31 protein-coding genes are annotated in these 26,385 nt (G+C 47.8%); 23 read left to right on the plus strand and 8 right to left on the minus strand.

Features of this window, described 5'->3' with window-relative positions; genetic code table 11:
- Positions 1 to 102: 102 nt before the first annotated feature.
- The 6 genes from MKX98_RS13675 to MKX98_RS13700 all read left to right on the plus strand — a co-directional run bounded on the left by MKX98_RS13675 (position 103) and on the right by MKX98_RS13700 (position 5,506).
- Entirely contained in the window at positions 103 to 513 is a 411-nt protein-coding gene (locus MKX98_RS13675; RefSeq protein ID WP_339223493.1) for a hypothetical protein, read from the plus strand.
- Positions 514 to 539: 26 nt separating this feature from the next.
- A complete protein-coding gene (locus MKX98_RS13680) occupies positions 540 to 1,757 on the plus strand; it encodes an MFS transporter (RefSeq protein ID WP_194542258.1) in 1,218 nt (405 codons plus the stop codon).
- Between the two features lie 135 nt (positions 1,758 to 1,892).
- Positions 1,893 to 3,104 (plus strand): Bcr/CflA family efflux MFS transporter, encoded by a 1,212-nt coding sequence (locus MKX98_RS13685; RefSeq protein WP_339223496.1) that lies wholly within the window; start codon positions 1,893 to 1,895, stop codon positions 3,102 to 3,104.
- Positions 3,105 to 3,234: 130 nt separating this feature from the next.
- A complete protein-coding gene (locus MKX98_RS13690; RefSeq protein WP_339223498.1) occupies positions 3,235 to 4,839 on the plus strand; it encodes an alkaline phosphatase family protein in 1,605 nt (534 codons plus the stop codon).
- A gap of 201 nt (positions 4,840 to 5,040) precedes the next feature.
- Positions 5,041 to 5,346 (plus strand): Dabb family protein, encoded by a 306-nt coding sequence (locus tag MKX98_RS13695; protein WP_220685592.1) that lies wholly within the window; start codon positions 5,041 to 5,043, stop codon positions 5,344 to 5,346.
- A 13-nt stretch (positions 5,347 to 5,359) separates the two neighbouring features.
- Positions 5,360 to 5,506, plus strand: coding sequence for a hypothetical protein (locus MKX98_RS13700; RefSeq protein WP_339223500.1), 147 nt, complete (start codon positions 5,360 to 5,362; stop codon positions 5,504 to 5,506).
- Between the two features lie 108 nt (positions 5,507 to 5,614).
- On the opposite strand, the gene MKX98_RS13705 is transcribed toward MKX98_RS13700, so the two are convergent.
- From MKX98_RS13705 to MKX98_RS13715, 3 genes are read right to left on the minus strand one after another with little or no spacing between them, the layout of a single operon-like run.
- Complete coding sequence (locus MKX98_RS13705; RefSeq protein ID WP_339223501.1) at positions 5,615 to 6,697, minus strand: Ger(x)C family spore germination protein; 1,083 nt, start codon at positions 6,695 to 6,697, stop codon at positions 5,615 to 5,617.
- A gap of 1 nt (position 6,698) precedes the next feature.
- The gene (locus MKX98_RS13710; protein WP_339223503.1) at positions 6,699 to 7,793 is read right to left on the minus strand and encodes a GerAB/ArcD/ProY family transporter; all 1,095 of its coding nucleotides are present in this window, start codon (positions 7,791 to 7,793) and stop codon (positions 6,699 to 6,701) included.
- The gene (locus MKX98_RS13715) at positions 7,786 to 9,120 is read right to left on the minus strand and encodes a spore germination protein (protein ID WP_339223505.1); all 1,335 of its coding nucleotides are present in this window, start codon (positions 9,118 to 9,120) and stop codon (positions 7,786 to 7,788) included. The genes MKX98_RS13710 and MKX98_RS13715 overlap by 8 nt, the downstream gene beginning before the upstream one ends.
- 140 nt (positions 9,121 to 9,260) lie before the next feature.
- Between MKX98_RS13715 and MKX98_RS13720 the strand changes: the two genes are divergently transcribed.
- Entirely contained in the window at positions 9,261 to 9,920 is a 660-nt protein-coding gene (locus tag MKX98_RS13720; protein ID WP_339223506.1) for an NAD(P)H-dependent oxidoreductase, read from the plus strand.
- Positions 9,921 to 9,987: 67 nt separating this feature from the next.
- On the opposite strand, the gene MKX98_RS13725 is transcribed toward MKX98_RS13720, so the two are convergent.
- Complete coding sequence (locus MKX98_RS13725) at positions 9,988 to 11,385, minus strand: PLP-dependent aminotransferase family protein (RefSeq protein WP_339223508.1); 1,398 nt, start codon at positions 11,383 to 11,385, stop codon at positions 9,988 to 9,990.
- A gap of 149 nt (positions 11,386 to 11,534) precedes the next feature.
- Between MKX98_RS13725 and MKX98_RS13730 the strand changes: the two genes are divergently transcribed.
- Together MKX98_RS13730 and MKX98_RS13735 are read left to right on the plus strand one after the other, a co-directional pair.
- Positions 11,535 to 12,539, plus strand: coding sequence for a DMT family transporter (locus tag MKX98_RS13730; protein WP_339223510.1), 1,005 nt, complete (start codon positions 11,535 to 11,537; stop codon positions 12,537 to 12,539).
- A 45-nt stretch (positions 12,540 to 12,584) separates the two neighbouring features.
- Positions 12,585 to 12,935 (plus strand): DUF2512 family protein, encoded by a 351-nt coding sequence (locus MKX98_RS13735; protein ID WP_194542268.1) that lies wholly within the window; start codon positions 12,585 to 12,587, stop codon positions 12,933 to 12,935.
- Positions 12,936 to 13,027: 92 nt separating this feature from the next.
- On the opposite strand, the gene MKX98_RS13740 is transcribed toward MKX98_RS13735, so the two are convergent.
- The gene (locus MKX98_RS13740) at positions 13,028 to 13,540 is read right to left on the minus strand and encodes a DUF3231 family protein (protein WP_339223513.1); all 513 of its coding nucleotides are present in this window, start codon (positions 13,538 to 13,540) and stop codon (positions 13,028 to 13,030) included.
- 187 nt (positions 13,541 to 13,727) lie between these two features.
- On the opposite strand from MKX98_RS13740, the gene MKX98_RS13745 reads away from it, so the two are divergent.
- The 8 genes from MKX98_RS13745 to MKX98_RS13780 all read left to right on the plus strand — a co-directional run bounded on the left by MKX98_RS13745 (position 13,728) and on the right by MKX98_RS13780 (position 18,359).
- Complete coding sequence (locus tag MKX98_RS13745; RefSeq protein WP_071224205.1) at positions 13,728 to 14,582, plus strand: manganese catalase family protein; 855 nt, start codon at positions 13,728 to 13,730, stop codon at positions 14,580 to 14,582.
- Positions 14,583 to 14,764: 182 nt separating this feature from the next.
- Positions 14,765 to 15,358 carry a DJ-1/PfpI family protein gene (locus MKX98_RS13750; protein ID WP_220685586.1) on the plus strand — a complete coding sequence of 198 codons (594 nt, stop codon included), beginning with the start codon at positions 14,765 to 14,767 and terminating at the stop codon, positions 15,356 to 15,358.
- A 174-nt stretch (positions 15,359 to 15,532) separates the two neighbouring features.
- Positions 15,533 to 15,802, plus strand: coding sequence for a hypothetical protein (locus MKX98_RS13755; RefSeq protein ID WP_339223515.1), 270 nt, complete (start codon positions 15,533 to 15,535; stop codon positions 15,800 to 15,802).
- Positions 15,803 to 15,817: 15 nt separating this feature from the next.
- Complete coding sequence (locus MKX98_RS13760; protein WP_339223516.1) at positions 15,818 to 16,225, plus strand: GNAT family N-acetyltransferase; 408 nt, start codon at positions 15,818 to 15,820, stop codon at positions 16,223 to 16,225.
- A complete protein-coding gene (locus MKX98_RS13765; protein ID WP_339223518.1) occupies positions 16,209 to 16,361 on the plus strand; it encodes a hypothetical protein in 153 nt (50 codons plus the stop codon). The genes MKX98_RS13760 and MKX98_RS13765 overlap by 17 nt, the downstream gene beginning before the upstream one ends.
- A 150-nt stretch (positions 16,362 to 16,511) precedes the next feature.
- On the plus strand, positions 16,512 to 17,063 hold the full coding sequence (locus tag MKX98_RS13770) for a sigma-70 family RNA polymerase sigma factor (protein ID WP_220685585.1): 552 nt from the start codon (positions 16,512 to 16,514) through the stop codon (positions 17,061 to 17,063).
- Positions 17,060 to 17,827 (plus strand): DUF4367 domain-containing protein, encoded by a 768-nt coding sequence (locus tag MKX98_RS13775; protein ID WP_194542271.1) that lies wholly within the window; start codon positions 17,060 to 17,062, stop codon positions 17,825 to 17,827. Before MKX98_RS13770 ends, MKX98_RS13775 begins: the two co-directional genes overlap by 4 nt.
- A 34-nt stretch (positions 17,828 to 17,861) precedes the next feature.
- Positions 17,862 to 18,359: a hypothetical protein gene (locus tag MKX98_RS13780; RefSeq protein ID WP_339223520.1), complete on the plus strand. Its 498-nt coding sequence runs from the start codon at positions 17,862 to 17,864 to the stop codon at positions 18,357 to 18,359.
- A 149-nt stretch (positions 18,360 to 18,508) separates the two neighbouring features.
- Here MKX98_RS13780 and MKX98_RS13785 read toward each other — a convergent pair whose 3' ends face one another.
- Positions 18,509 to 18,946, minus strand: coding sequence for an SgcJ/EcaC family oxidoreductase (locus MKX98_RS13785; protein WP_220685583.1), 438 nt, complete (start codon positions 18,944 to 18,946; stop codon positions 18,509 to 18,511).
- Positions 18,947 to 19,182: 236 nt separating this feature from the next.
- Between MKX98_RS13785 and MKX98_RS13790 the strand changes: the two genes are divergently transcribed.
- Both MKX98_RS13790 and MKX98_RS13795 read left to right on the plus strand, forming a co-directional pair.
- A complete protein-coding gene (locus MKX98_RS13790) occupies positions 19,183 to 19,311 on the plus strand; it encodes a hypothetical protein (protein ID WP_339223522.1) in 129 nt (42 codons plus the stop codon).
- Between the two features lie 131 nt (positions 19,312 to 19,442).
- Positions 19,443 to 19,556, plus strand: a complete 114-nt coding sequence (locus MKX98_RS13795) for a sporulation protein YjcZ (RefSeq protein WP_194542276.1) — start codon at positions 19,443 to 19,445, stop codon at positions 19,554 to 19,556.
- Between the two features lie 51 nt (positions 19,557 to 19,607).
- Here the strand turns inward: MKX98_RS13795 and MKX98_RS13800 are convergent, their stop codons facing one another.
- Together MKX98_RS13800 and MKX98_RS13805 are read right to left on the minus strand one after the other, a co-directional pair.
- On the minus strand, positions 19,608 to 20,678 hold the full coding sequence (locus MKX98_RS13800) for an anthranilate phosphoribosyltransferase (RefSeq protein WP_220685582.1): 1,071 nt from the start codon (positions 20,676 to 20,678) through the stop codon (positions 19,608 to 19,610).
- Positions 20,675 to 21,298, minus strand: a complete 624-nt coding sequence (locus MKX98_RS13805) for an ANTAR domain-containing protein (RefSeq protein WP_216531281.1) — start codon at positions 21,296 to 21,298, stop codon at positions 20,675 to 20,677. The genes MKX98_RS13800 and MKX98_RS13805 overlap by 4 nt, the downstream gene beginning before the upstream one ends.
- Positions 21,299 to 21,650: 352 nt before the next feature.
- On the opposite strand from MKX98_RS13805, the gene nirB reads away from it, so the two are divergent.
- From nirB to cobA, 4 genes are all read left to right on the plus strand, one after another.
- Positions 21,651 to 24,083, plus strand: coding sequence for a nitrite reductase large subunit NirB (gene nirB / locus MKX98_RS13810; protein ID WP_339223525.1), 2,433 nt, complete (start codon positions 21,651 to 21,653; stop codon positions 24,081 to 24,083).
- Positions 24,084 to 24,096: 13 nt separating this feature from the next.
- Positions 24,097 to 24,417: a nitrite reductase small subunit NirD gene (gene nirD, locus MKX98_RS13815; RefSeq protein WP_220685580.1), complete on the plus strand. Its 321-nt coding sequence runs from the start codon at positions 24,097 to 24,099 to the stop codon at positions 24,415 to 24,417.
- 81 nt (positions 24,418 to 24,498) lie between these two features.
- Positions 24,499 to 25,374, plus strand: a complete 876-nt coding sequence (locus MKX98_RS13820) for a formate/nitrite transporter family protein (RefSeq protein ID WP_220685579.1) — start codon at positions 24,499 to 24,501, stop codon at positions 25,372 to 25,374.
- 8 nt (positions 25,375 to 25,382) lie between these two features.
- On the plus strand, positions 25,383 to 26,138 hold the full coding sequence (gene cobA, locus MKX98_RS13825; RefSeq protein WP_259445324.1) for a uroporphyrinogen-III C-methyltransferase: 756 nt from the start codon (positions 25,383 to 25,385) through the stop codon (positions 26,136 to 26,138).
- The last annotated feature ends 247 nt before the right edge of the window (positions 26,139 to 26,385 follow it).

A 26,385-nucleotide genomic window follows, 5' to 3' on the forward strand; every position in this document is an offset into this window, starting at 1 on the left:
TTCGGGAATAAAAGCCATACCTAACCTTTCCATATTTCCGAACAAGGATTAGAATAGATGAAAACTCCCCTTACATACGAAGCTGGGCTAGGAGGTTTGGTTATGGCAGATAGTGTCACAGGCAAAAAAGATTTCGTTATCACATGCGCTGAGGATTGCGGGAACGCACCGAAGAAGGAGCTGCTTAAGAAACTCCACATCGCTATGGCTGGCATGGACGCACAATTTATGAATGAGAATTTAACGGATGGAATTCAGCTGAATTACGTTGGGGAAAGAATCGTTCAAGGGAAGGATCAAGTAATTGAATCGTTATGTCAGGTGAAGTATGGCAAGACAGTCGAACTGCATATTCATCATCTGATTACACATGGCAGTACCGGCGCAGCGGAAGGGATCCTTGTATTCGATGACCGGAAGCGCCTGGCATTTTGTAACGTGTACCGGTTTAGCAGCGGTAAAGCTGCCAAAATTAAGGAGATCACTTCCTATACAATCCCATTATCTGAATGATCACGTCGTAGAAAGGACCTTAATTTGTGGTAACTTTTTTTCTTCTTATTATTTATTTGGCCTTTATTAGTTTAGGGCTTCCCGATTCCTTGCTTGGGGTCGCCTGGCCGGCCATGCAGCCGGAGATCGGCGCAGCCTTCGAATCCGCAGGGCTGCTATCCATGGTCGTAACCGGAGGCACCATTGTATCCAGCTTGGTCAGCGGAAGTTTGATTGAACGCTTTGGAACGGGTATCGTTACGTTTGTCAGCTGTTTGTTGACGGCGAGTGCGCTCCTCGGATTTTCGTTTGCGCCATCGCTGTTCTGGCTGATTTTGCTGGCGATTCCGCTTGGATTAGGTGCAGGGGCAGTCGATTCGGGGTTGAACAACTACGTGGCGAACCATTATAAGGCCCATCATATGAGCTGGCTGCACTGTTTCTGGGGCGTAGGCGCAACGTTAGGACCCATCATCATGTCTTATTCGATGGGGACCAATGATGCATGGAGAGACGGATATTATACCGTATCGATGCTGCAATTCGTGCTGGTCTTCATCCTGCTGCTCACGCTTCCGCTTTGGAGGATCGTGGCGGGCAAACATCAGCCCCAAGGCATGGAGGAACTTCATACGAGAAACGAATCAACGAGCGGTGATGAGGCTGCCGCACGCAAACAAGGAAACCCGCTTCAAATGAAAGGGGTTAAGTTTACTTTGATGGCCTTCTTGTTTTACTGCGGAGCGGAAATGACCGTCGGTTTATGGGGAGCGAGCTTTCTGGTCGGGACCAGAGGTTTACCGTTAGAAACAGCAGCAGTGTGGGTTTCCATGTATTATGGAGGCATCACGGTCGGCCGATTTATTACCGGATTCGTAACGCTGAAGTTCAACAACCTCACGCTTATCCGGGCCGGGCAGATGACAGCCATTGCAGGGGCCATCCTGTTATTGCTGCCGCTGCATCCCTATTTGTCCCTAATCGGTTTGGTTGTCATCGGACTCGGGCTTGCGCCTATATTTCCTTGTTTGCTGCATGAAACGCCGGCCCGCTTCGGCAGAGCCCACTCATCCAGAATTATGGGCTATCAGATGGCTGTAGCTTATACGGGCACCACGATACTGCCTCCGCTGTTTGGCATTGTTGCGGCTCAAATATCGATAGGCTTGTTCCCTGTCGTCATTCTATTGTTTGCCGTGATGATGCTGCTGAGCTCCGAGAAAGTTAACCGTATCCTTTATAAAAACGGGAAGAGCGCGGTTTGATTAGAACCGGACTCTTCTTTTGTCCGGAATTATACGTATACCGTATAAACCTTGCGGGCGCACTATTCTATTTTGGACAAACCTGATACATTATAGGAATACAAAAAAATAGTAGAGTAGAGGTGTTTGACGCATATGCTTCATAACCCGACAGGAAAAGAACGCCTCGGATTAGCCTTGCTCCTCAGCTTGCTTGGCATATTAGGACCGTTTAATATCGATATGTATTTGCCGAGCTTTCCCGACATTGCCGATGATTTAAGCGCGCGGGCGTCGCTCGTACAGCTTAGCTTGACATCCTGTCTGATCGGCCTTGCGGCTGGCCAAATCATTGTGGGACCGATCAGCGATGCGCAAGGAAGAAGAAGACCGCTGCTCATATCGCTTGCCTTGTTTGCCCTTTCTTCCTTATTCTGTGCATTGGCACCCGATATTACGACCCTTATCATCGCCAGATTCTTGCAGGGATTTACGGCAGCTGCCGGCCTTGTCATCTCGCGCGCCGTAGTGAGGGATGTGTTCAGCGGTCGTGAGCTTACGAAGTTTTTTGCCTTATTGTCCGTCATTAATGCGGTTGCCCCCATGGTTGCACCGATGTCCGGTGGAGCCATTTTGCTTATGCCAGGTGCAAGCTGGCATTCGATCTTTTATTTTTTAAGCTTGTTTGGTGCAGTCATCGTATTGATCGTCGCTTTTCGGTTGAAGGAAACCTTGCCGCGGGAGAGAAGAACGCCAAGCTCCCTTACCCATTCCGTGCGTACGATGGGAAGCCTGTTCAAAGACCGATCCTTTATCGGATATGCGTTGACTGTTGGCTTTATTCACGGAGGAAGCTTTGCTTACGTTTCGGGGACGCCGTTTGTGTACCAAGGAATTTACGGTGTGTCGCCGCAGGTATTTAGCGTGCTGTTCGGAATCAATGGAATCGCCATTATTTCGGGGAGCTTTATCATTGGCCGTTTTGGCGGCATCATCCATGAGCGGAATTTGCTTCGAATCGGGGTCATCATTTCCGTAAGTGCAACCTTTCTGCTCCTGATCATGACGATGCTCAAAGGGCCTCTTGTGATCATTGTCATCTTGATCTTTATGTATATGGTTACAATCGGCATGGTGGCTACCAGCACATTTACGCTGGCCATGGAGAAACAAGGCCATCGGGCAGGAAGTGCTAGTGCTGTGATTGGTTTGCTGCCCTTGATGCTTGGCTCGATTGTGTCACCGCTGGTCGGTATTGACGAATCCACAGCCGTGCCGATGGGGGCCATTTTGTTCTTCACTTCCGTGCTGGGCGCGGCATCATTCTTCAAATTGACGAAACCTCAGGGGAGTCCAGTGGAAAGCTGATATTGTGATTGGTGAGAGGGCGACAAGCCCTCTCTTTTTTTAGGACAAACAGGCATGAAGAAAAATGCAAAATATCCCTAGAATGACATTCCCATCTCCGTGACAAAATGTACTAAGGTGGTGAATGGAAATGCAGATAAAGAGAATTATAACCATAATGCTGTCGCTTGTATTGATCACGATTGTGGGCTGCCAGCATCAAAAACCAGCCGAACAGGATTTGCTGCGGGTTAAATCGGAACAAGGGGCCGCACATAAGAAAGTCATATTCCTGATGGTCGACTCACTCATGGCACAGGCGATCGATAAGGGCATTTCACAAAAACAGCTGCCCACCATACAGTATTTGATTGAACATGGACAATACCATAAGGATATGGTTAGCTCATTTCCTACGATGTCCGTTACGATTGACAGCACGATGTTAACCGGGAAAAATCCGAATGACCATGGTATACCGGGTCTCCTATGGTATTCTTCCGACGATAAAAAAATGATCAACTACGGTACCGGACCGATGGAAATCTTCAGACAAGGCATCAATCCGGTCCTGACCGATGCATTAATCCATTTGAACGGGAAACATTTAAACTCAAATTCACGAACGATCTATGAAGATTTAGCCCGTGCTGGCTTGAAATCAGGATCGATTAACGGCTTGATATATCGGGGAGCGACCGAGCATACGCTGACGATACCGGATTGGATTCAAGGTCCGACAACACTGCAGAAAAAAATAAAAGTCAAGGGGCCGGATTTTCTAACTTTGGGAGCCTTGTCTAATCCCTTAGAAGGTGCGGAGAATTTGCCTGATAATTTCACCGACCGGATGGGGCTAAACAATAAGTATGCAATAGAAGCTTTGAACTATTTAATTCAAGCGAACAAGCTGCCGGATTTTTTGTATGTTTATTTACCGGATATGGACCAGGAGCTTCACAAGAAGGGTCCGTCTTCGCTTGAAGGAGTCAAAGAGCTGGATCAGCAGCTCCAATCCGTATTGAATTCCTTCGGTTCGCGGGAAAAAGCGTTAAATGAAGCTATTTTCGTCATCGCCGGGGACAGCGGAATGACACAGCTTCTTCCAGCGAATCAGCGTTCCGTGATTGATATGCCAGCTATGTTGAGAGGCATCTCCGTTCTAAAGCCGGGTGAAGAGGTAAAAGCTGAAACCGAGGTCGCCCTTGCAGTCAATGAAACGATGGCTTATGTATATAATTTCAAACCCAATCGTTCCCTGCGAAGCTTGGCGGAAATCCTGAGCAAGGATGACCGTATCGACTTTGTTGCTTGGAAAGAAAACGAATGGATGCATGTCCTTCAAGGGTCCACTTTGAAAGAACTCCGATATAAGGCGAAAGGTAACCTGGTCGATCGCTATAAACAAACGTGGACCGTGAAGCAGGATGCCGAGGTGCTGGACCTTACATTAAATGCCGATCATCGAACCTTGGATTACGGACAATATCCCGATGTGCTGGAGAGGTTGTCCGGTTCGCTGAATTCTCATAAAGGTAAATTTTTGGTCGTGACGGCTAAACCGGGATACGAATTGGCAGACCGAAGTTCACCAACACATGAGGGGGGCGGGGGTCATGGCTCGCTCCGTCGAACCGAGTCGCTTGTCCCGCTTATCATTGTTGGAACTGACGAAAAGCCTGAGCATCTACGAATGGTTGATCTAAAAGCCTATTTACTTGATCTGCTGACAAATCACGTTAAGAAGATAAAATAATTTGCAGAGGCTATACCATCATGTTCTACGTCTTGGCCGGTGTAGTTTGCAGGATATTAGGCACCTTTTTCCGATTTTATGGAAAAGGGTGCCTTTTTTATAGCGATTTATTTGAATTTTGCCGTTATAATATGATGTAACTCTTAGCTGTACAAGATGATCTCAACCTTATAAGAATTTTAATAAAGGAGCTGTACGAACATGACGACCAACCAAATCATTCATTCCGTTATTTTTTCGCTTAAACATGAGAAAGGCTCAGCGGAGGAGCAGCGTTTCCTGGAGGATGGACGATCTGCCCTCAGCACGATTCCAACGGTTCAAGACTTTAAGATATTCAAGCAAATCAGTCCTAAAAATACATATGATTTCGGCTTCTCGATGGTGTTTGAGAACGAAGCTGATTATGATGCCTATAATGTGCACCCGCAGCATGTGGACTTCGTCGAGAATCGCTGGAAGAAGGAAGTCGAACAGTTTTTGGAGATCGATTACAGCGAAGTGTAGAAGATGAATTCACATGGATAAGCTGCTGGAGCGGGGGATCATCGTCCGCTACGCCAAAGGTTGGAGACTGCCTGAGCATATTCGGATTTCGGTAGGAACCGCGGAAGAAAATCAAGCGCTGCTTGATGCTTTAAGTGAAATCCTAGGGCATACCACGTAACCTATGGATCGCCGGTTGAACTGCACCTCTCACTGTTAGACATATCTAACAATGGGAGGTGCAGTTTTTTTGATAAATTGTGATGCAGTCTAATCCGTTATCCTGAATTTATAGGTTCTTCAGATTACCCCGATTCTCAATGATGGTTGTTACATGCAGTTTGAAATCCAGATTCGGGTAGTAAGTGGTTCTCCAATCCCGCAGCTGTTCACGATTCAGGTGATTTCTGAAATATTGGCCCAAGGCAAAGATATCGGCTTGTTCTTTTTGCGTTTTCTTGAACATTTGATCCAGACGAGAGGTCAACAGCGCCTCCAGCCTCTCCTTAATTTGTTCTTCCGTTAGATGCCCCCTGGAATCTAGAATGGTGACCTTCAGCCTGAGATGGCTGCGGAGGTAAGGCTTATCATTCTTCATCCAGCTGTGATGGGTAAGCCTGTTGCTAATGATTTGTACGGTGGTGCTGTCCATAATCTCCACCTTGCCGAATGCGCTTTTTCCATAAAAGGCATTGGCTACTAACGTTTCATCGGATCCGATTTGACCCGTCATTCTGCCATTCTTGATGATAGCCGACCCCATGCATTCGATACTTGTGGATCTTCCTGAACGTATGATCGGGACGATGACATCATGCGTATAGGAATGAATGCTGCGAAACATTTGCCATATCCGGGTATCCGCCAATTGGGGGTTCCAGCCGGCGTTTTTTTCAAAAAAATCATAAATGATATTGCCGCTGTGTTCCGATTTGGCTGCCATATCCGAAAAGAATTGATCCAGCCCTTGATCACTGATGGCAAATAGCGTTTTGGAGGAGATGTCTCTGGAACGATTAAATGCGGAGATAATGTCTTCCATGCCGTTACGGGCAAAATTTTCATCCACGATGACGATTTTCAAATGCAGCAAATCGACCTGAGACTCCATATTCATGCTAATTTGATCAATAATTTCATTGATGGTGTCACCCGTTTCCGAAACGATATTTACGGTGCTTGTCTCATTGGTTGCCGGAATATCCAGAAACACCTTGTATTGATTCTCCTCGGTTAACGAAATGCCCATAATGACCGGAAGCGAGCGATGGTTAATGTCTTTGATATCCCAGCAACCGGTTACGAAGGGAACCATCGCAACCAGCAGGAGAACGAATTTAAAGGTCATTCGGATGGTGGCAAGCTTGTTCATATTAAGTTACCTCCGTCGTACGGTTCGCTTTATGCTTGTGCCGCCAACCGATGATAAACGTGATCAGCGGAATCACCAGGAACATATACAGCCTCAGTGGAATAATCCACCTTTGCAGCGTCTTAAGGTAGTCCCAGTTGGGGATGGCGATGGATATGGCAAACAATCCGATGGTCAGCGCAATCAGGAGAACGTTTTGAGGAATGAACGGGACGGCCCGCTTCGCAAGCGTGACGAGAACCCATAACGTCACACCCAGGTACAGAAATGCAAAAGCCATCAAACTCAATAAAAAGAAGATTGTGACCCGATCAAATAAAAGCCATGTAATGTTCACGGTGTCTATCGTCATTAGCATGGGGAATTCATATAATTCGGCGGTTGCGTGACCAAAGGTCAGAAGCGGCAAATATACGGACAATAAGAACATGGGAAACAGCAAGAGACAGCCTAGCATCATTTTTTTGGTGCTGATCTGTATAGAGGGCGGCAACAGCCCCAGGAAAAAGAAGCCGCCCGCATATACGAATAAACTGACCAGAAAATCAGGTTTCGCAAGAAAATGGAACGATTGACCAGGGTCAATGATTGGCAGCAAGTAATACCAATCCACATTTTGAAAGCTAAAGCACAGAACAAAAAGGATGGGGATTGTGAACAGGATAACCAGCAGGACACTGGTTCGGGCCATGCTGCTTATTCCTTGCCAAGCCATGAGGAAAGCAATGGATATCAGTAACAACTGGATCGCCCACAGCGGCGTGCTCGATAAGAATACTAAGGTGAGCATCTCGGAATAAGCTCGGATCGTTATGATAATGGCTACGCCGAAGTAGAGCAAGGCAGGCAGCAGGAGCAGCCACGGAAGAAATTTGCCGACGCTCCCGAAAATATCCACGACATTCCGATGCGCGGCCCATTGCAGTCCTTTGATATACATGTAGAGGGCTATCGCATGCAGTGCATAGCTTATGGCAATTCCGATCCAATGCCCCATGTCCATGGCTGAAAACAAATCGGAAGGATAGAGAAAAAAGATAAGACCCATATGACAAACCACATACACGATGGCTGCTTGATAACCACTCTTATCCATTGCGATCATCCTTCTGATTTAATGTTGGAAATGACAAGTAAGGAATGCCCATGCTTTTTTGATGACCCATATAGGCACAGATGACCACGATTCCAGCAAGGAGCCCCAACATCCCATAGATAGCGGATAAAATGATCAGCAGGTATTTGAACACGCGAACAGATACAGCGTTCTGAAACCCCACTACAGTAGAAGAAGCAATCGTGGTACCCGCCAGCACGATAATCAGAAGGTTGCTGACAAGTTTAGCGGACACGGCTGCCTGGCCCAGTATAATACCGCCAACCATCGTAATCGTGGGTCCCACGCTTTTTGGAAGTCGAACACTTGCTTCAAGAATGAGCTCTAGAACGATGAGGAGCAGCAGCGTTTCGACAAAGGCGGGATAAGGTACGTCCTGCCGGCTGTTAGCAATCGACAAGGCCAGCTGAAGCCGCAGTACTTCAGGGTTAACGGACACTAAGGCCACATATAACCCAGGAATAATCGTTGCGATCAAGACGCCCACAATTCGCAAAAGACGGATAAGGTACATGAAGGTGCGAGGGTAATTATGATCGTCCTTCATGCAGAACATATCCATGACGAGACTGGGTAAAATGATTGCAAAAGGATGACGGTCAATCATAAATACCACTTTACCTTGTTGAAGGGCGTGAGCTGCATTTTGCGGTAATTCCGTCATGTTGAAGTTGGTTACAAACGACCACTTGTTTAATCCCAGCATGTTCTCAAGCTGTTGGATATGTTGAACATCCTGGTGTAATCCTGCTCTGATCTTCGCTTGAATGGATTGCAGTAACTGGGGGTTGATCCTGTCCTCTTGATAAATTAGCAATAACGACTTGGGGTGACTTGACCCTACCGTGTACGCTTCTACCTGAAGGCTGGATCCGGTGCAGTGTTTTCGGAGGATGCCGATATTCGTATGGATATCCTCCAGAAAAGAGCTGCTGGAGCCGTATACCGTACTTTCCGTTTCAGGCGCAGCGACGGATCGGGTGACATTTTTCGATATCGGAAGAACGGCACAGCATGTCCCTGACAGAGGCTCCAGCAGGATCAGGTGGCCCTTCATGATGTCAGGTATAATCGATGCCAGATTAGGTTCTACAAGCTCGCCCAAAATTTTAAGAAGCTTAGCGGGCGGCAGGGAGGTTTTGACCAGATTTGAGGTTTGAGTTTGAAGGGATGCGATACTCTGGGGCAGATCAACTAACGAATCTAAACCAATCACTTGAACTTGATACTGCTGCAATCGAATTTCTACATTGAAATAATCAGCATTCGCTTTGAAATACTCAGCAAGGCTTTCTTTGAGATCCATATATTCACTCCCACGCGCCGGTATATTAGATATCATTTCCATTACAGCCATTGATTTATGCAAAAAAGCTTAATTGATGTCACACTTGGCGTGCCTTATTTGTCTACATTATGAAATAGACGAAAAAGGAGAGATATACGATGGAGAACATGCTCATCATCAACGCACATCCGAGGGTGGAGTCAGCGACATCGGTCAGCCTGCAGGTGCTTCAGCATTTTTTGGAGGCGTACACGAAATGGAGCCCAGGAGAAGCAATAGAACAAATCGATTTATACCGTGATTCTATACCTGCCATAGATCATATGATTCTAGAGCTACGGAGCAAACAGGGAAGAGGGGAGCTGCTTAGCGAAGAGGAACAACAGCTAACGGTCCGCACGTCCGCCATTCTACAGCAATTTAAGGCGGCACGGAAATATGTCATCGTCTTGCCGATGCACAATTTCAACGTTCCTTCGAAGCTTAAGGATTATATCGATAACATCCTCATTGCACGAGAGACGTTCCAATATACGGAGAAGGGTTCGGAAGGTTTGCTAACCGATGGCCGCAGTCTGCTGGTCATTCAGGCGAGTGACGCCATTTATACAAATAATGATTGGTATACCGAGGTGGAATATTCGCATAAATACCTAAAATCCATGTTTAACTTTATGGGGGTTATGGATTATCAGATCATCCGGGCTCAAGGAAATGCATTTTTCGATAGGGATCAAATTCTAGAACAGGCTTATAAGGAAGCCGAAGAAGCTGCGAAACGTCTTGCAGGTAAGAAAATTGAGACATCCAGTAAGTAAGGGAAGATAGAGTTCTGCTCTGTATATCAATTAAACAAGGCTGCCAACCCGGCAGCCTTTCCTTCGTTCATTCATAGTGGCCCTGCTCCTTCAAATAGGTGAGCAATGACGCCATGTTTTTGCGGATCTCATCAGGGTTCAGATGACCGTAACCCAAAAGCAGCTTGTTTACATGCATGCCCTTCTGAATACTGTGATGCTCCACAGGCGTAATGCGTATTCTGTTTAACCGGCTTTTTTCTCTGAACGACTCATCAAAATGAATTCCGGGAAACTCAACGGCAAGATGCAGTCCTGCCGCATCTCCCCAGGGGTGCCAGGCCTCCCCGAAACACTCTTTAAGTGATGATAGAAGCACCTCTCTACGCTCACCATATAACCTCCGCATTTTCCTAATATGTCTGTCGAATTTTCGAGTATGTAAAAACTCAGCCAGTGCTGCTTGCTCAAACGGCGGATTCTGGACATCCGTATAAGTGCGGAGAAAACGCCAGCGTTGCTGAAGCTTTGGTGGAAGTATCGCATAACCAATTCGAAGAGCAGGAAAGAGTACTTTACTAAAAGTACCGATATAGATTACCCGCTCTGAGTCCATGGCATATAACGGCGATACCGGATCACCATAATACCGGAATTCGCTGTCATAATCATCCTCGATAATATAGCTTTGGTTCTCTCGTGCGAAACGGATTAACGCGGCACGTCGGTCAGCGGGCAGGATTCCGCCTAGAGGAAATTGATGCGAAGGCGTGATATAGACGGGTGAAGATGATTTTCCTTTCAGCTTGTCTGGCTGTATTCCATGTTCATCCACTGAAATAGGCTGGACGTTGTAGCCCTTATTAATAAATGTCTGCAGCATCTCGATGTTGCAGGGGTCTTCAACCATAATTTCCATTCCATCCTCATACAACAAGTCAGCAATGACGTGCAGTGCATGGGTAGCTCCTGCCGTTATAAAGACGTCTTCAGGATCTACGGAGAGCCCTTTGCTCCTGTAAAGCCATGAAACGATTTCCATGCGCAGTCGCGGCAAACCTTGGGGACCCGTATAACCTAGCAGATCATGAGGCATCTCGCTTAAAGTTTTCTGCGAGATCTGCTGCCACAGATACCGTGGAAATTGCCTTAATTCCGGCTGGCCCGTCCGGAAATCAACTAAAAAAGATAGGGGACTCTCTACTCGCTTCGGCGGTTCTTCGACTGGAGGCACCTCCAGAGACAAACCTTCGGCAATCCGGGTCGGTGCTCCCTGGCGGCTTACGACAAAGCCTTCGACGAGCAGCATCTCAATAGCTTCATTTACGGTGTTTCGTGAAACATGCAGCACATTGGCCAAAACACGAGTAGATGGCAGTGCTTCGCCTTCCTTGAGTTTCCCGTTAATAATCTGGTCCCGGACGGCAAGATAAATCTGGCGTTTCAGCGGAATTTCGCTGCTCCGCATCAGTTCAATTCCCCACATTAGGGCATGACCTCCAACTGGTCTGTATAAATTCTAGTTTAACTGGCACTTTATCCATACCAGTTCACACTCTATGATTGTAGCATATATCAATGTCTATTAGTCCTAGGATGGTTGGGGGATGTGATTGTTTGGAGCGTTGGAAAGGGATGTTGTATCTGTTGGGCGCATTTTCACTTGCGGGCACTTCGGTTATTACCGGTTGGTTTTTGAACGAAAGATTAGGGGTTTTCACCATTACCGCAGTCAGCTTGTTCTTTGCGCTTCTGTGTTTGCTGCCGCTGTGCCTGAGGAACCTGATGAAGACGGTCCGTCGTTTATCGATAAGAGAGTGGAGAATTCTATTCTTCCAGGCGTTATTTGGAATGTTTCTGTTTCGGATGTTTTTACTGTACGGCCTACAACATACAAGTTCTGCTGAAGCCGGAATCTTAACGGGTGCCACGCCTGCCTTTACCGTTATTCTGGCCGGCATGCTGCTGAAAGAATCGATGAACCGCACCAAGCTAGTAGGTGTTCTAAGTACGGTGGGAGGCATTATCGTGATCCAGGGGTTATTTTCATCGGATGTTTCATTTTCCCTTCATCATATATGGGGTAACGCGCTAGTCCTCTGCGCAGCAGCGAGTGAATCTTACTTTAACATCCTGTCTCGGATCAGTTCAGTCAAGCAAAACAAGACATACGATGAGAATATTCATCCTATAGTCCAAACGACATTGGTCTCTGCACTGGCCCTCATGCTCTGCCTGGTTCCTTCATGGTTTGAGAACCCCGCAGCTTCACTATCAGCGATCGGGCTAAAGGAGTGGTTGGCTCTGGTATGGTATGGACCAATTGTAACGGCGCTGGCTTTTATTTGTTGGTATGCCGGCATCAAGCGGTGTCAGGCTTCAACGGCCGCAGCTTTTTCGGGGATGATGCCATTCACCGCTTTAATGCTCTCGGTCATTATATTGAAGGAAACGGCCGGCTGGGAGCAGTGGTGCGGAGGACTCCTGGTCATTATAGGTATGATTCTGATTGGGAGAAATCAAGCACAAACCGGTAAATTGTCCATGCAGCCTGTCTCCGACCATGGAATGATATCTGGCGTTCGAAATGAACGAAAGGATAAAGTCGGAGGGAAATGTAGAAAGGATAAAATTAGGTAATAAATGATAAGAGGGATAACATTAAGGATAAGGAGAGTGATCCGAATGGAGAAATTACTAGTTAAGCTTCTGGTGCATGGTGTTATGATTACGGCAATCCTAGTCGGTCTATCGAATGCTACGTTTGCATCAGCGGTTATTGCTGCTTTGGGTATCGGGATTGTTGCTTATCTGGTGGGTGATCTTTTAATTTTGCCGAGGACGAATAACATGATGGCTACCATTGGAGATGCGGGACTGGTATTCGTCATGCTGTGGATTATCAGCGAATCGGCGAACTGGACCTTGACCTTACCGGAGATCTTGCTGATTACGGTGTTAGCCGGTATCTTTGAATATTTCTACCACATGTGGCTCCTTCGGGACCACGAGCCTGTTCAAAAACAACGGGCTTGAGTTTCGGCAAGGCCAATCTGTGATTAACAAATTTTAAACAAAGAAAAAACACGCTGACCTCATCGGAGATCAGCGTGTTTTTGTGCTTTGGGCTATTTTTCTTCAGGTCTCTTGATTTGAAGAGGAGGAGGAATGAGCCAGCCTTTTTCCTTATTCATCTGGAGGATCCGCACACCCAGCGCCGTCTTGGTGAGATGATATTTAGCGAATAAGGCTCCAACATCCTCCCGGATGGACATCCCCATGGTTTTACTGCATGATACGAGTCCGAGTGATGTATCAGCAGCGATTTTGGCTGCAATTTCAGGATCTGTGAATCTTGCACCTACTGGAATATCCTCAAGTTTGGCCGGGGGTCTTTCGGGAAGTCCCGGTGCAGGGGCGATTCCGTTATCTGTAAGCAGTTCATCACATTCTTTAATCTCAAGTTTTGCTTGATCCAGCAGATCTTTTAGCATTTTTTTGAGATCTTTATCGCCTGCGTGACTCATATAAGCCTCGTAGCAGGAAACCATGCCTTTTGCCATCATGGACGTTTCCCATACACTGAAGATTTCACCATAATGCATAGGCTCATTTTTAGGATTGCCGCTTAGAATTCCCAAGTTGTTCTCTCCTTTTGTGTTTAATACAAACAGAGTCATTATGTGCAGGAGAGTATCTTTTAATTCTTTCGAAGCAGGTACAGGCATTTTTCGAGGAAATCATTGTCTGAAGGTGCGGATGCATGGGAAATGGGACATTAGCGCAAACTGGATTCGTGACAATATTGAGGAAGCGGGAGGACGTTACATGTATTTTTACAAAGAGGATCTGATCAATCTGATCGTTCCGGATAAACCCGATCCAGCAGCTGCAAAAGTGCTGCAGGAAACGTTAGGCGGCCGATTCGGCGAAATGCGGACGTTGATGCAGTTCTTTTTCCAAAGCAATAATTTCAGAGGGAACGCAACTCAATACCGTGACTTGATCCGTGGCGTTTTCTTGGAGGAGATAAGCCATGTCGAGTTGGTTCAACATACAATAAACCAGCTGCTGACAGGCGCGGGCGCAGAAGGCGCAGGTAATGCCGGAACGGACGGTGCTCCGCTGAATGAAGCGATTAAGCATGCGAATCCGCATCACTTCATTATGGGGGCCCAAAGTTCTTTGCCTGTTGATGCCGCAGGAAACCCATGGCAGGGTAATTACGTGTACGATCACGGAAATTTGGTTAGTAATTTACTTGATAATGTCGTGCTCGAATCAACGGGAGTGCTCCAAAAAACGCGAATCTATGAGATGAGCACAAACAAAACCTTCCGTGAAACGTTGGCTTTCCTGATTGTACGGGATAACGCGCATCAAAATGCGTTTGCCAAAGCGCTGGAGACGCTGGGCGTTGAATGGGGTAAAATATTCCCCGTTCCGAATTATGACATCCATAAATATCCGGAGTGTCAAAAATACGTAGATATGGGCTTCCATAACGCACAATTCAACTTCAGGCTGGATGATACACGAATCGGCGAAATCTTTAGCGGTCAAACCCCAAGCAGAAATGGCGGGGAACTGCAAGTGGTTCAACCTCCGGAGGGGTTCCCGTTACCTGTGATGCCTGAGCTGGCCAACGAGCATGCACCTGGGTTATACGATTTAAATCAGTAATTCATCTGTTTGGATATGCAGGCTATTGAACCAAAAGAGGCAGTCATCGGACTGCTTTTTTTGTTTGTTTTTATTTATTTTTCTTTTGAATTTAGAGATAAGTATAGTAAGATAGAACACAATCCGAAAGATCGGGATATCTTTAAGATCATATAGAGTGACAAGGACGGGGAGGATGGCTTTTGAAAAAAGTGCTTTTGCTGTTGGCGGATGGATTTGAAGCTGTGGAAGCGAGTGTATTTACGGATGTACTGGGGTGGAACAACCTGGAGGGAGACGGGACAACCCAGGTCGTGACCGCGGGACTGCATGACAGATTGAAATGCACGTGGAATTTTACCGTCATTCCCGAGGTCACGCTGGACTCGGTGAAGGTGGAGGATTACGATGCTCTGGCGATTCCTGGCGGGTTCGAGGAAGCGGGCTTTTATAACGATGGATACGACTCCAGGTTCTCCAAGATCATTCGGGAATTTCATGAGCAGGGCAAGTGGATTGCCACAATCTGCGTTGCAGCTCTTACGCTTGGCAAAGCCGGCGTGCTGGAGGGACGAAAAGCCACGACGTATGATCACCCGACCAGCATCCGAAAATCGCAGCTGCGGGAATTCGGTGCCCATGTCGTGGATGAGCAGATCGTTGTGGATGGAAACCTGATCACCTCATGCAACCCGGCAACGGCTTTTGAAGTGGCATTCACTTTACTGGAAAAGCTGACATCCTTGGAAAATACAATGCATGTGAAAGAGCTTATGGGATTTACAAAGAAATCATGATTAGAGACGAAATGGATTTTAAGCAGTAAGCCTGTCGGAAGAAGACAGAGCTTATTGCTTTTTTTTTTGTGATGACGACGTACCGCGGTTTATATAAAAAATAATTATAATCATACAGCCTATATGTAAGCGTTGGTTGAGGATGATACCCTTGAGTGCAAGGAGGGATATGATTTGAGTTTATTTCCTGTCACCTACTCGCTTCTATCCAAGCAAGCGGTAGGGTTACATATCCAACATCATTATGAGATCGGTAGCGTTGTGAAAATTATTAGATCCCTCAGCGAAAATGATCTAGCCGCTGTCCCTGTTTTTGTTGCCATTCGGCAGCTTTGGCTCTTTGGATTATGTTTTCAAGATTCGGAGTTTGCAGGCTTTGCCGACTATGATGAAGGTTTTATAGATCGCAAAATGCAGTATTTCAAGAGTTTGGGTTATGTCTAGAACGGAGGAGAGCATATGAAAGTTACCGTGGAGTTAACCGATTCTTCCACCAAATTTATCATTAATAATATATATCCGCTGTATTTGCATGATTTATCAGGGATATGGGGATGGAAGCCGAATCGATATGGCGTCTATGAGGAAGATGACACAAAAACCTTGAATGACCAGAATCAAGTTTTTGATATATGGTGGGAGAAGCCAACGATTTTGTATCCTTACCTGATTCGAGTGGATGGCATCCCGGCAGGATTTGCTCTGGTAGCAACCCCGCCATACACATATGGCAGTGAATTTTACATGAATGAGTTTTTTGTTATGAAACCCTTCCGAGGCAAACATGTTGCAGAGAATGCTGCATCACAAGTCTTCGACAAGCATCCCGGCAGCTGGGAAGTCCAGACGAATGCCACCGATAGATGAGCGGGCGCAGGCATTCTGGAGAAAGACGATGGACAACTATGTTTCGGGCTCACGCGTGCAGGAATTTGTGGCTGCGAGGGACGATAATGAGAAGCTGATCTTTCAGTTTAACTCATCGCTGGCATCATTGAAGTAAAGTTTGAGGGAAAGTCCAACCGGTCGATTACGATCGGTTGTTTTTTTGGTTACCTTGTCAGGCATTCTTCAGCTTTTAAACTTTTATTTTGCCATTGATGTAGCGGAATGGAGAGTTTAGCCGTCTAAAGGGTATGGAGGTGGTCAACAGATGGCAAGGCCGGCCGGCCCTAACGACAAATCAAGATTTCCGTCTGAGCCCTCCCTGGCGCTGGAGCAATTCATGATGGAGTATGGCACTTCCATACTGCGTACAGCCTACTTCTACCTAGGTGATCGACATTTAGCGGAGGACGTTAGCCAGGAGGTTTTCCTGCGGGCTTTTCGCCATTGGACATCATTCCGGGGGGAGAGCAGTGTGAAGACGTGGCTGACGAAGATTGCAATTAATGCATGCCGGGATAAACTGGGTTTAAAAATGACACAAGAGCAACCGACGGACCCGCTGCTGCTGGAAAGCTCCGCACTCCGCAGTGTGGAGGAGGAAGCCATGGAGCGCCTAGATCAAACAACTATTCTTAAATATATTGCCGAACTGCCGGTTCATTATCATGAGGTTATTTACTTGTATTACTATCTTGACCTGGGAACTCGTGAAATCGCGGAAGCTACCGGAGCACCGGAAGGGACCGTTCGCGGAAGGCTTCACCGGGCAAGAGAGCTTCTTGGCGAATACCTGGCAAAGGAGGGACTCGCACAATGACATTCCAGGACGACCAACTTCGGGACCTTATAAAAAACGAAGCGGATGACCTCCTGTTAGGAACCCTTCACTTCGATACGGATATGCAAGAGAAGGTAAAGCAGCTTGCAGAACGAGAACGAAAGCAGCTGGAGAATCAGGAGCGAAGAACGAAAAAAAGACGGTATCCATGGTTCGCCGGAGCAGCAGTCGCTGCTGCGCTCATCGGATTACTCCTCATTTTCGCTGAGCCTAACTTCATTAAAACTCCGGGAGCGCCTCCTGTGCAGGAGCCACCTGCGCTCCTAAAAGATCCTGGTCCTGATGCCCCGATCGAGAATCCGCCGGGTATTTCGAATAACGAACTACGAATTCTCGGCAGCTATGATGAGGCAAGGCAAGCCTTTGGTGATAAGCTTCGTATTCCGTCCTATCTTCCGGAGGGCTTCTCCCTTCATCAAATTTCGGTAACAGGTCCGAAAGAAGAGGCAGCTACGGAAGCGGTAATCAGTTACACAGCAGGCGACCGTTCATTCGGTTTGTTTGTAAACAAAGATGACAAAGTGAATATGCCCCAGTATTTCGATGAAAAAGTGGACTTGAACGGTGTCGAAGGCTATTTGATCAGAGGCGAGCCGATTCAAGACAACGGAGGGATGGTTCCTAATGTTCAGCTCCATTGGTACACAGATCATATTCACTTTATGATCTCAGGTCTTGTGAGTCAAGAGGAAGCCCTTCAAATTGCCCGGTCCATGGAACCGGTTATGAATCCAGATCCATAATCGATCATACAGAAAAATCAGGAGGTAATGAGATATGAAAAAGGTAAATATGAAGCATTGGGGCAAGATACTGCTGTTGGGCAGCGCTTTGCTCGTAGTTGGGGCCGGTTCTGCCTTGGCTGCGCCGGATAGCGCGGTATCAACATCCTCGCACTTGGCTTCCGCGGCGGAAGATCATCTGACTAACAAACAAGCGGAGATTGACGAATATGTTGCCGGTGCAGGTCAAGAAGAGCTTTCCGCACAGGGTTTTACTGTGACTCACACGGGGGTGGTCGGTGATAAGGTTGAGGTTGGCATTACACCATACAATGAACAGCATGCAGAATTCCTTTATGCGAAGTTTGGACGTGATATCGTTCAGGTGGTGGAAGGAGAGCAAGCGATTCTCTATGGAGCGAATGCGGCTGAAGCCGATGTGGTTGCAGCGGAAGAAGCGGGTACGAATCCATGGATCTGGGTCGGCGCGGCGGTTGTCATTATTGCGGGTGGACTGCTTATCGCCGGAAAAAAACGATTTCGACGGAGTTAAGAAATTGCACCGTTTAACTGTTCAAAACCGTATGAACCAATAGATGCACTGACTGAACCCAGGTCCCCGATCCTATGATCGAGAATCTGGGTTTTAATATGGGAAATGTTGTTTAAGCTGCATGGATGATAGACTCACTCTTATTGTGGTTATCCTTTACGGTGCGACTGGATTAAAGTATTCTGACCCGCAGCAAGGAGCCATGTGTCTTGATCCTTGACCATCACATAGATTGCCAAGCTACCTTGCCCGTCTTCGATGAGTTCCCCCTTCGATGTAGCCGGATACTGTCGTATATGCGCGATGGCCACATCCTGGCGTAAGAATACAAGTTTCTCAACGAAATACTTTGCGTATGAATGAAGAAGCGGCCCTTTTAAAACAACTTTATGTGCGTTATTTATTTGCTCCCAGCCTGAGAGCATCTCCCCCATCACATTGACCCAGGTGGAGTCTTGGGTAAAGTGACGGTCCAAGGCATCGGCATCATGTTGATTAAATGCCGATTCCATATCGGCAATCGTTTGTCTAATGAAGCGACCTTCCTGCTCCTCTAATACCTTGTGATTTTCCTGGATGTTGGACATTGCGAATAACCTCCTTTTATTTTTACTGCATTATGGGCCGATACCTCTTCGGCCTTAACCATTGATTTCTGTGATTTCATCTTAGATGATAAGATATATAATTAAAAATATATTTTATGGCAGGAGCATATGCCTTCAGGTATATAAGCGAGAAGGGGATCATCCAGACGTTCGAAGACCTCGTTACTGATACAAGAAAAGATCGACATTACATCAAAACGATTCATACTTGAGGTATGGGTTGTCCAATGGGCGGAACGCCTGTACCGCAGAAGAAACCGAACGAGCAGATCCGGTACAGCATTTGGGCGGAGAGCGCCAAATCGGATGTGCTGAACTATGCCAAGAAAATGATTGCGAAATAAGTTATTCTTAAGAGTCCATATTCATATTGACTCAACGCCAGTCTGTTTTTATTTTATTTCTTTATAGTCTAAGCTCTTTGAAATATCGAGCATAGGATGTTGTGTTCGGAAAAGTAAAGGAGGTTAGAACAATGGGTGAAGTTGGTGGATATGGCGGAGGATATGGTTCCGTTGGAGCAGTACTGGTACTCTTCATTCTCTTGGTCATCATCGTTTCTGCATTCGGATTTGGATTTGGAGTTTAATAGGTATTAAATGAAACCCGCACCGCTTGCCCGGTGCGGGTTTCTTCTGTATTAATGAGAAACCTGTCTGACGATTGGCGAGGTCCAACCATCATGTGGGACAGGCTCTAAAAGCAGGGACAACCATTTGTCGTATAACTCCCACGGTTTACCCGAATCCAGCAGTGCCTTGCAAGTATAGATCCCTTCCTCAACGGATCTGACCTTATCCGCCAACTGTAAACGTACAGCTCCATTCAGCAGAACCTGGTACATAAAAGCGATGTCCGCTTTGCCCTGCAGAACCTGTTCTGTAACATCAGCCTGTTCGGCGGGTGTCCAGCTTATGTCCGGAACGGGCGTATCAAGTCCGTAAGTTTCCGGATCGATGATATGGAGGCTGGCTTCACCGTTCTCAACCCGGTAAGTCCGCGTGGGCCGGTGAATGAACAGTTCATCGGAGCCTTCACTTCCCTGAATGATGATCGCTTTCCGATAACCGAGTTTTAGGATCAGTCGGCTTAAACGGTCAAAGACCGTGTTATGGTATACGCCGAAAGTTAGGAAAGGGGAATGGGCGTAATCCACAAACTTTTCGGCCGTATTGAGCACGGTCCGCATACCGAGCTCCTCCCGGATCGGGCGAAGATTCTTAAGCGGGGGACACCATTCCTCAGCATGTACATATAATACGCCAGATTGATGGGCTGCACGGATGCATGATTCTTTTGCCAGTAACGATCCGGATATCCCCTTCTCCGCGAGTATATCTGATAATGTGATCCCCCACTTCGGGGGCAGTGATGCGGTTCCATGCAGAGTGACAGGCAGATCAGCAGCAGCCAGTACAAACGCGGTGGCTAACGTAGAGAAAAAAGAGGACTTTCTGCCATCATAAGGTCCTGCACAGTCTACACCCTCATGTACAAACGAACGGTCCGCATATTCACGGCAAACCTGCACAAATGCCTCCAATTCTTCCACGCTTTCCATTTTGATGCGTTCCGCAATGAAAAAGGCACCGATCTGAGCAGGGGTTGCCTGCAATCCGAGAATCGATTCTGCAGCCTGCAGCGCTTCCTCGTAAGTTAGGTCACGCGCGCCCCTCTTGCCGCGGCCGACTTCTTTTAATAAGTGGATCATGATTTTTTTGCACCTCCTGAACCGGTCTCCTGCAGCAATTGATACAACTTGACGATCGAGGTTGCGACATCCACCATTCTTTTTCTTTCATTCATCGCCTGTTTGCGCAGGACATCGTATGCTTCGGATTCCGAAATATTTTTCATCTTGCATAGAATGCCTTTGGCCATATCAATCCATTTACGCTCTTCAATGCGAGCAAGGAGCTGCGTTCTTTCGTTATGCCACTGCTCTCGTTCGTAAAAATGCTTGGAGCTAAAATGCAGCGTCCAATGCAGCTCATGCTCCTTCATGGCGGGAAATAAAAGTCCATCAATGATAACATCATCCTCACATGCTTCGAGAGATTGCGAAGCGGCATGATCGCTGCACCACCACAGAACCGGAACGCGCTTTTGTTGTTCAAGGGTATTGGACCACGATTTGATTGCGGCAACCGGGAGGTGGAGAACCGTTCCGTCTGCTTCCATGATTCCAGCCAGCGCTTGCTTCTCACTTCGGGCAAGGAGGACCTTGTATCCATAAGAACGAAGGATAAACTCCGGAAGAAGCGCCCTGGCATCTGTGTCACTTCGCTCTGAAGCAGGGACCGGATGGTGGATAACCAGCAATGAACGCATGGATTGACGCTCCTTTCATAAATGATATCCGTCAGATATAAGCTGTCAGTAAAAATAGATAATATGTTAAATTATATAACATATATCACAGGTGGATGTCGATATTTAATTAATTTTCTTCTTTTCATGTCAAATATGTTGACAGTTGGCACGAGGGTATTGTATATTTCCCTCAAGAACTTTAAATTTCGGATACAACGGTGTATCCCATTAGCGGCAAAGAAGCCTGCTTTCGTTCCGGTAAGAGTGTGCCTACTCTACTGGAGCGAATGCAGGCTATTTTGGTTTCTGTAAGGCTTCTGATGAATCAACAAGTATATTCAAAGGTGTTAGACGGAGGGGAGCGCAAACCATGACAAAAAAGAAGTTAGTAATGATCGGGAATGGTATGGCAGGGGTACGGGCAATCGAGCATTTGATTAAGCTTACGCCTGAGGCGTATGAAATCACGATATTCGGATCTGAGCCGCATCCGAATTACAACCGGATTATGCTGTCTTCCGTTCTTGCAGGCGGAGCCGACATGCAGGAAATTATAATCAACGATTGGGATTGGTACAAAGAGAATAACATCCATCTATATAGCGGCCACACCGTAACCCGGATCGATACCAAGAACCGTAAAGTGTACTCCGATCAAGGAGCTGCGGCCGAGTATGATTCATTGATCATCGCAACCGGTTCGAATCCGTTTATGCTTCCTCTACCTGGCGCAGACAAGGAGGGAGTTATCGCCTTTCGGGATATTAAGGATTGCGAGATTATGGTGGAGACTTCCAAAAAATATAAGAAAGCCGTGGTCATCGGCGGAGGATTGCTTGGTCTTGAAGCAGCAAGAGGACTGCTCCATCTCGGGATGGATGTTTCAGTGGTTCACCTTAGTCCCTATATCATGGAACGGCAATTAGATGAGACCGCAGCGAAAATGCTGCAGCTGGAATTGGAAGCCCAAGGCATGAAGTTCCTGCTTAGTAAAAATTCAGAGGCCATTGTGGGCCGAAAGCGGGTCAAGGAGCTTCGCTTCACGGATGGGACGCGCGTTGAAACGGATCTGGTTGTCATGGCTGTCGGGATCAAGCCCAACGTCATGCTGGCACAATCCGCGGGAATTGAAGTCAACCGGGGTATTATCGTGAACGACTATATGGAGACGAGCATCCCGGGGATCTACGCGGTCGGTGAATGCGCCGAGCATCGTGGGATTGCGTATGGGCTTGTCGCTCCGCTCTACGAGCAGGGAGCCGTGCTCGCCAAGCATCTGGCAGGTGTGGAGACAAGTGGTTATGGCGGGTCCGTACTATCTACTAAATTGAAGATCTCCGGTGTAGATGTATTCTCGGCAGGTCATTTTGCAGACCCGGAAGGATCCAGGTCGATGCGGTACCAGGACGAAGTTGAAGGTGTATATAAAAAAATTGTCATCCGCGATGACCAGCTCATCGGAGCTGTTATGTTCGGCGATACGGGAGACGGGCCAAAGCTGTTCTCGCTCATGAAAAGCGGCGAATCCATCAAGGGCCGGGAGAAGGAGCTTCTGTTAGGCTTTACGGGTAATGCAGGTGCAGTATCGGCGGAACAGCGGCTGGCTCAGCTAGCGGATGATGAGATCATTTGCGGTTGTAACGGCGTGTCGAAAGAAACGATAAAAGATGCCATTCTCACGAAAAATTGCAACACCGTTGCTTCCGTTAAAGCTTGTACAAAAGCATCGGGATCCTGCGGCGGCTGCAAACCTCTTGTTGAGGGACTGGTTCAGTTATACGCCGGAGATGCAGCAGGGGAACCCGTAAAAGAAGGGATATGCGGGTGTACTTCGCTAGGAAGGGATGAAATTATCGCAGAAATTACCCGTCTTGAACTTGGAACCGTCAAAGAAGTGATGAATGTGCTGGGATGGGAGAATCCGGAGGGATGTTCTAAATGCCGGCCATCGTTGAACTACTATCTGGGCATGCTGTTTCCGGAAACCTACGTCGATGAGAAGGAATCCCGCTTCACGAACGAGCGTTATCATGCCAACATTCAGAAGGACGGCACGTATTCCGTCGTTCCCAGAATATATGGCGGGGTGACGTCGCCTTCGGAGCTAAAGAAAATCGCGGAGATTGCGGAAAAATTCGATGTGCCGATGGTAAAGATTACAGGCGGACAGCGGATCGACCTGCTTGGCGTCAAGAAGGAGGATCTGCCGAAGATGTGGGAGGAACTCGATATGCCTTCCGGGTATGCTTACGGTAAAGCGCTCCGTACGGTTAAAACTTGCGTGGGGTCCACGTTTTGCCGATTCGGCACCCAGGATTCCATAGGCATGGGCGTACGCTTGGAGAAAGAGTTTGAGCGGCTGAGCACCCCAGCCAAAGTGAAACTTGCGGTTTCCGGATGTCCTAGAAATTGCGCAGAAGCGACCATCAAGGATTTTGGAGTCGTAGCGATTGATGGTGGATGGGAACTGCACGTCGGCGGCAATGGAGGCGTTCATGTTCGGGCTACGGAGTTATTGTGCATCGTGAAGACGGAAGATGAGGTGCTCGAATGGGCCGGGGCATTTATCCAATACTATCGGGAAAACGCGCAGTGGAATGAGCGTACATCGGTTTGGATCGAGCGAGTAGGCCTGGATCATGTGAAAAAAGCATTAGAGAAGATGGAGGACCGCGTCGCGCTCTTCTCGAGAATAAAGCTGGCTTTAAGCAAGCAGCAGGATCCATGGAAGGAAATTACGTCGGACAGCGGACTTCGTAAAAACTTCGTGCCTTTGCCTGATGCTGAACCAGTGACGAAATAGGGGGAATCCAATGATGACGAAACTTCATGTAGGATATGTAAACGAAATTGATCATAAGGGTTCAAGGACCATTGAGGTCGGCGGAACGGAAATCGCGCTGTTCCGTTTATCGGATGGAGATATTCTGGCTGTGGAGAACAAGTGCCCGCATAAAGGAGGAAAGCTTTCGGAGGGCATGGTGTGCGGGAAGCAGGTGCACTGTCCGCTGCATGATTGGAAGATCGATCTATGCAGCGGGCGGGTTCAAGAGCCGGATACGGGTCATGTTAACACCTACCAGGTTGAAGTTGATCCGGTAAGCGGCGCGATTTACCTGCAGGATCTTACGGCTTGACGCGAACCAGTTACCGAATTGCTGTAATTTCAGAGGCATTTCAATAGGTGAGTGATTGATTCATTAGAGGGGGTGCACGAGATGGATTATGTAAAACCGAATCAGGTAATGGATGACTTGATCGAGGCCGGAGCCGCGAAAGCCCGGCTGAAGACTTCGCAGATGCTCATCCGCGGCATGTTATCGGGCGCCATCCTGGCGTGCGCCACCACGCTAGCTTTTACCGCTTCGGACCAAACGAATATCCCGATGGTAGGCGCGCTCCTGTTTCCGGTTGGCTTTGTGATGATTGTACTGCTGGGCTTAGAGCTGGTAACTGGAAGCTTTGCACTCTTGCCATTAGCCGTCCTGCAAAAGAAGGCTTCAGGTGCCTCTATGCTTGCAAATTACGGATGGGTCATTCTCGGACATGTGATAGGCTGTCTGATTTATGGGGGGCTCTATACACTTACCGCGACCAGGATGGGGACGGATATGAGTCATCCGCTTGTTCAGATGATCATCGACACCAGTGAAGCAAAGACACTCGGTTATAAGGCACTGGGCGTGAGCGGCATGCTGCTGGTGGTGATCAAAGCTATGCTCTGCAACTGGATGGTGACGCTAGGCGTTGTCATGGCGTTTACGTCAAGTTCAACGATAGGGAAAATCGTTGCGATGTGGCTGCCCATCCTGGTCTTTTTCGGTCAAGGCTTCGAGCATGCCGTGGTAAATATGTTTGTGATACCGGCGGGCATGATGCTCGGGGCGGATGTCAGCTTGGCCGATTGGTGGCTCTGGAACCAAATTCCCGTATTAATAGGTAATTTTATTGGCGGAGCGGTATTTACCGGGGCGATGTTGTACTTATCCCATTTCGGATTCGGAAACCGCAGCGAGGTTAACCCGATTGGGAAGGTCCATCATGGACTCAGAGTTATGGAGGCGACAGCGGTTCCGGTCGATAAAAGACGATGAGGGCGGGCATGGTGTATATTGTTGGCGCAGGTCCGGGAGATCCGGAGCTGATCACGCTGAAAGCCCTTCGGCGTATTCAGGAAGCGGACGTCATTATGTACGATCGACTGGTGAACGATGAGCTGTTGAATTATGCGAAGAAGGATGCTTTGCTCGTATACTGCGGTAAGGCACCCGGCAGCCATTCCGTTCCGCAGGAGAGGATTAACGAGAACATGATAGACTATGCCCTTGCAGGTCATGATGTCGTCCGGCTCAAGGGAGGTGATCCGCTGATCTTCGGACGAGGCGGCGAAGAGGCGTGCGAATTGGCTGCACGAGGCATTCCCTTTGAGATCGTGCCCGGCATTACCTCGGCTTTGGGCGCAGCCTCCTCCACTAGGATACCTCTGACCCACCGTGGAGCCAGCACTTCGGTAGCTTTTGTCAGCGGAACGAGCTGCCATGGAAATGAGCGGGGCGTCAGGTGGGACTTGCTGACTCACAGTGTGGATACGCTAGTGGTATACATGGGCGTTAGCAGAATGAACGATATCTGCAAGGAGATGCTCGCTCATGGCAAGCCGTCGTCGACTCCCGTAGCTATCGTTGAACAAGGGACTCGGGCAGAGGAGCGAACCATAACGGGAACGCTCGGAACCATCCACAAGATCGCTCTTCTTATGAACGTGAAGAATCCGGCGCTTCTGATCATTGGCGAAGTTGTGCGAGTGAGGGATCAGCTCCTGAAACTGGCTTCGGAGGCGGAGGAACGAACAGGATAAACGAAACGAAACGCAAATACGCTGACAATAGGAGTGAACCCTTATCCACATGGGGTTCACTTTTTTTGATGTGAAACAGGTTTGCAGCACAGGGAAGGCATACACTATATGAAAGCGGAAAGTATTATACGCCGCGGGATTCGAGGGGGGGCGTTCACGGATACCGCGCATTGGAGGGAATGTTTCTCGGAGGCTGCCTGTTCACGGGGAGACAGACGGGGCGGAGCATTGCGAAGCCCTGATAATA

It is taken from the genome of Paenibacillus sp. FSL W7-1332 (assembly GCF_037969785.1).
Classification (GTDB): Bacteria; Bacillota; Bacilli; order Paenibacillales; family Paenibacillaceae; genus Paenibacillus_AQ.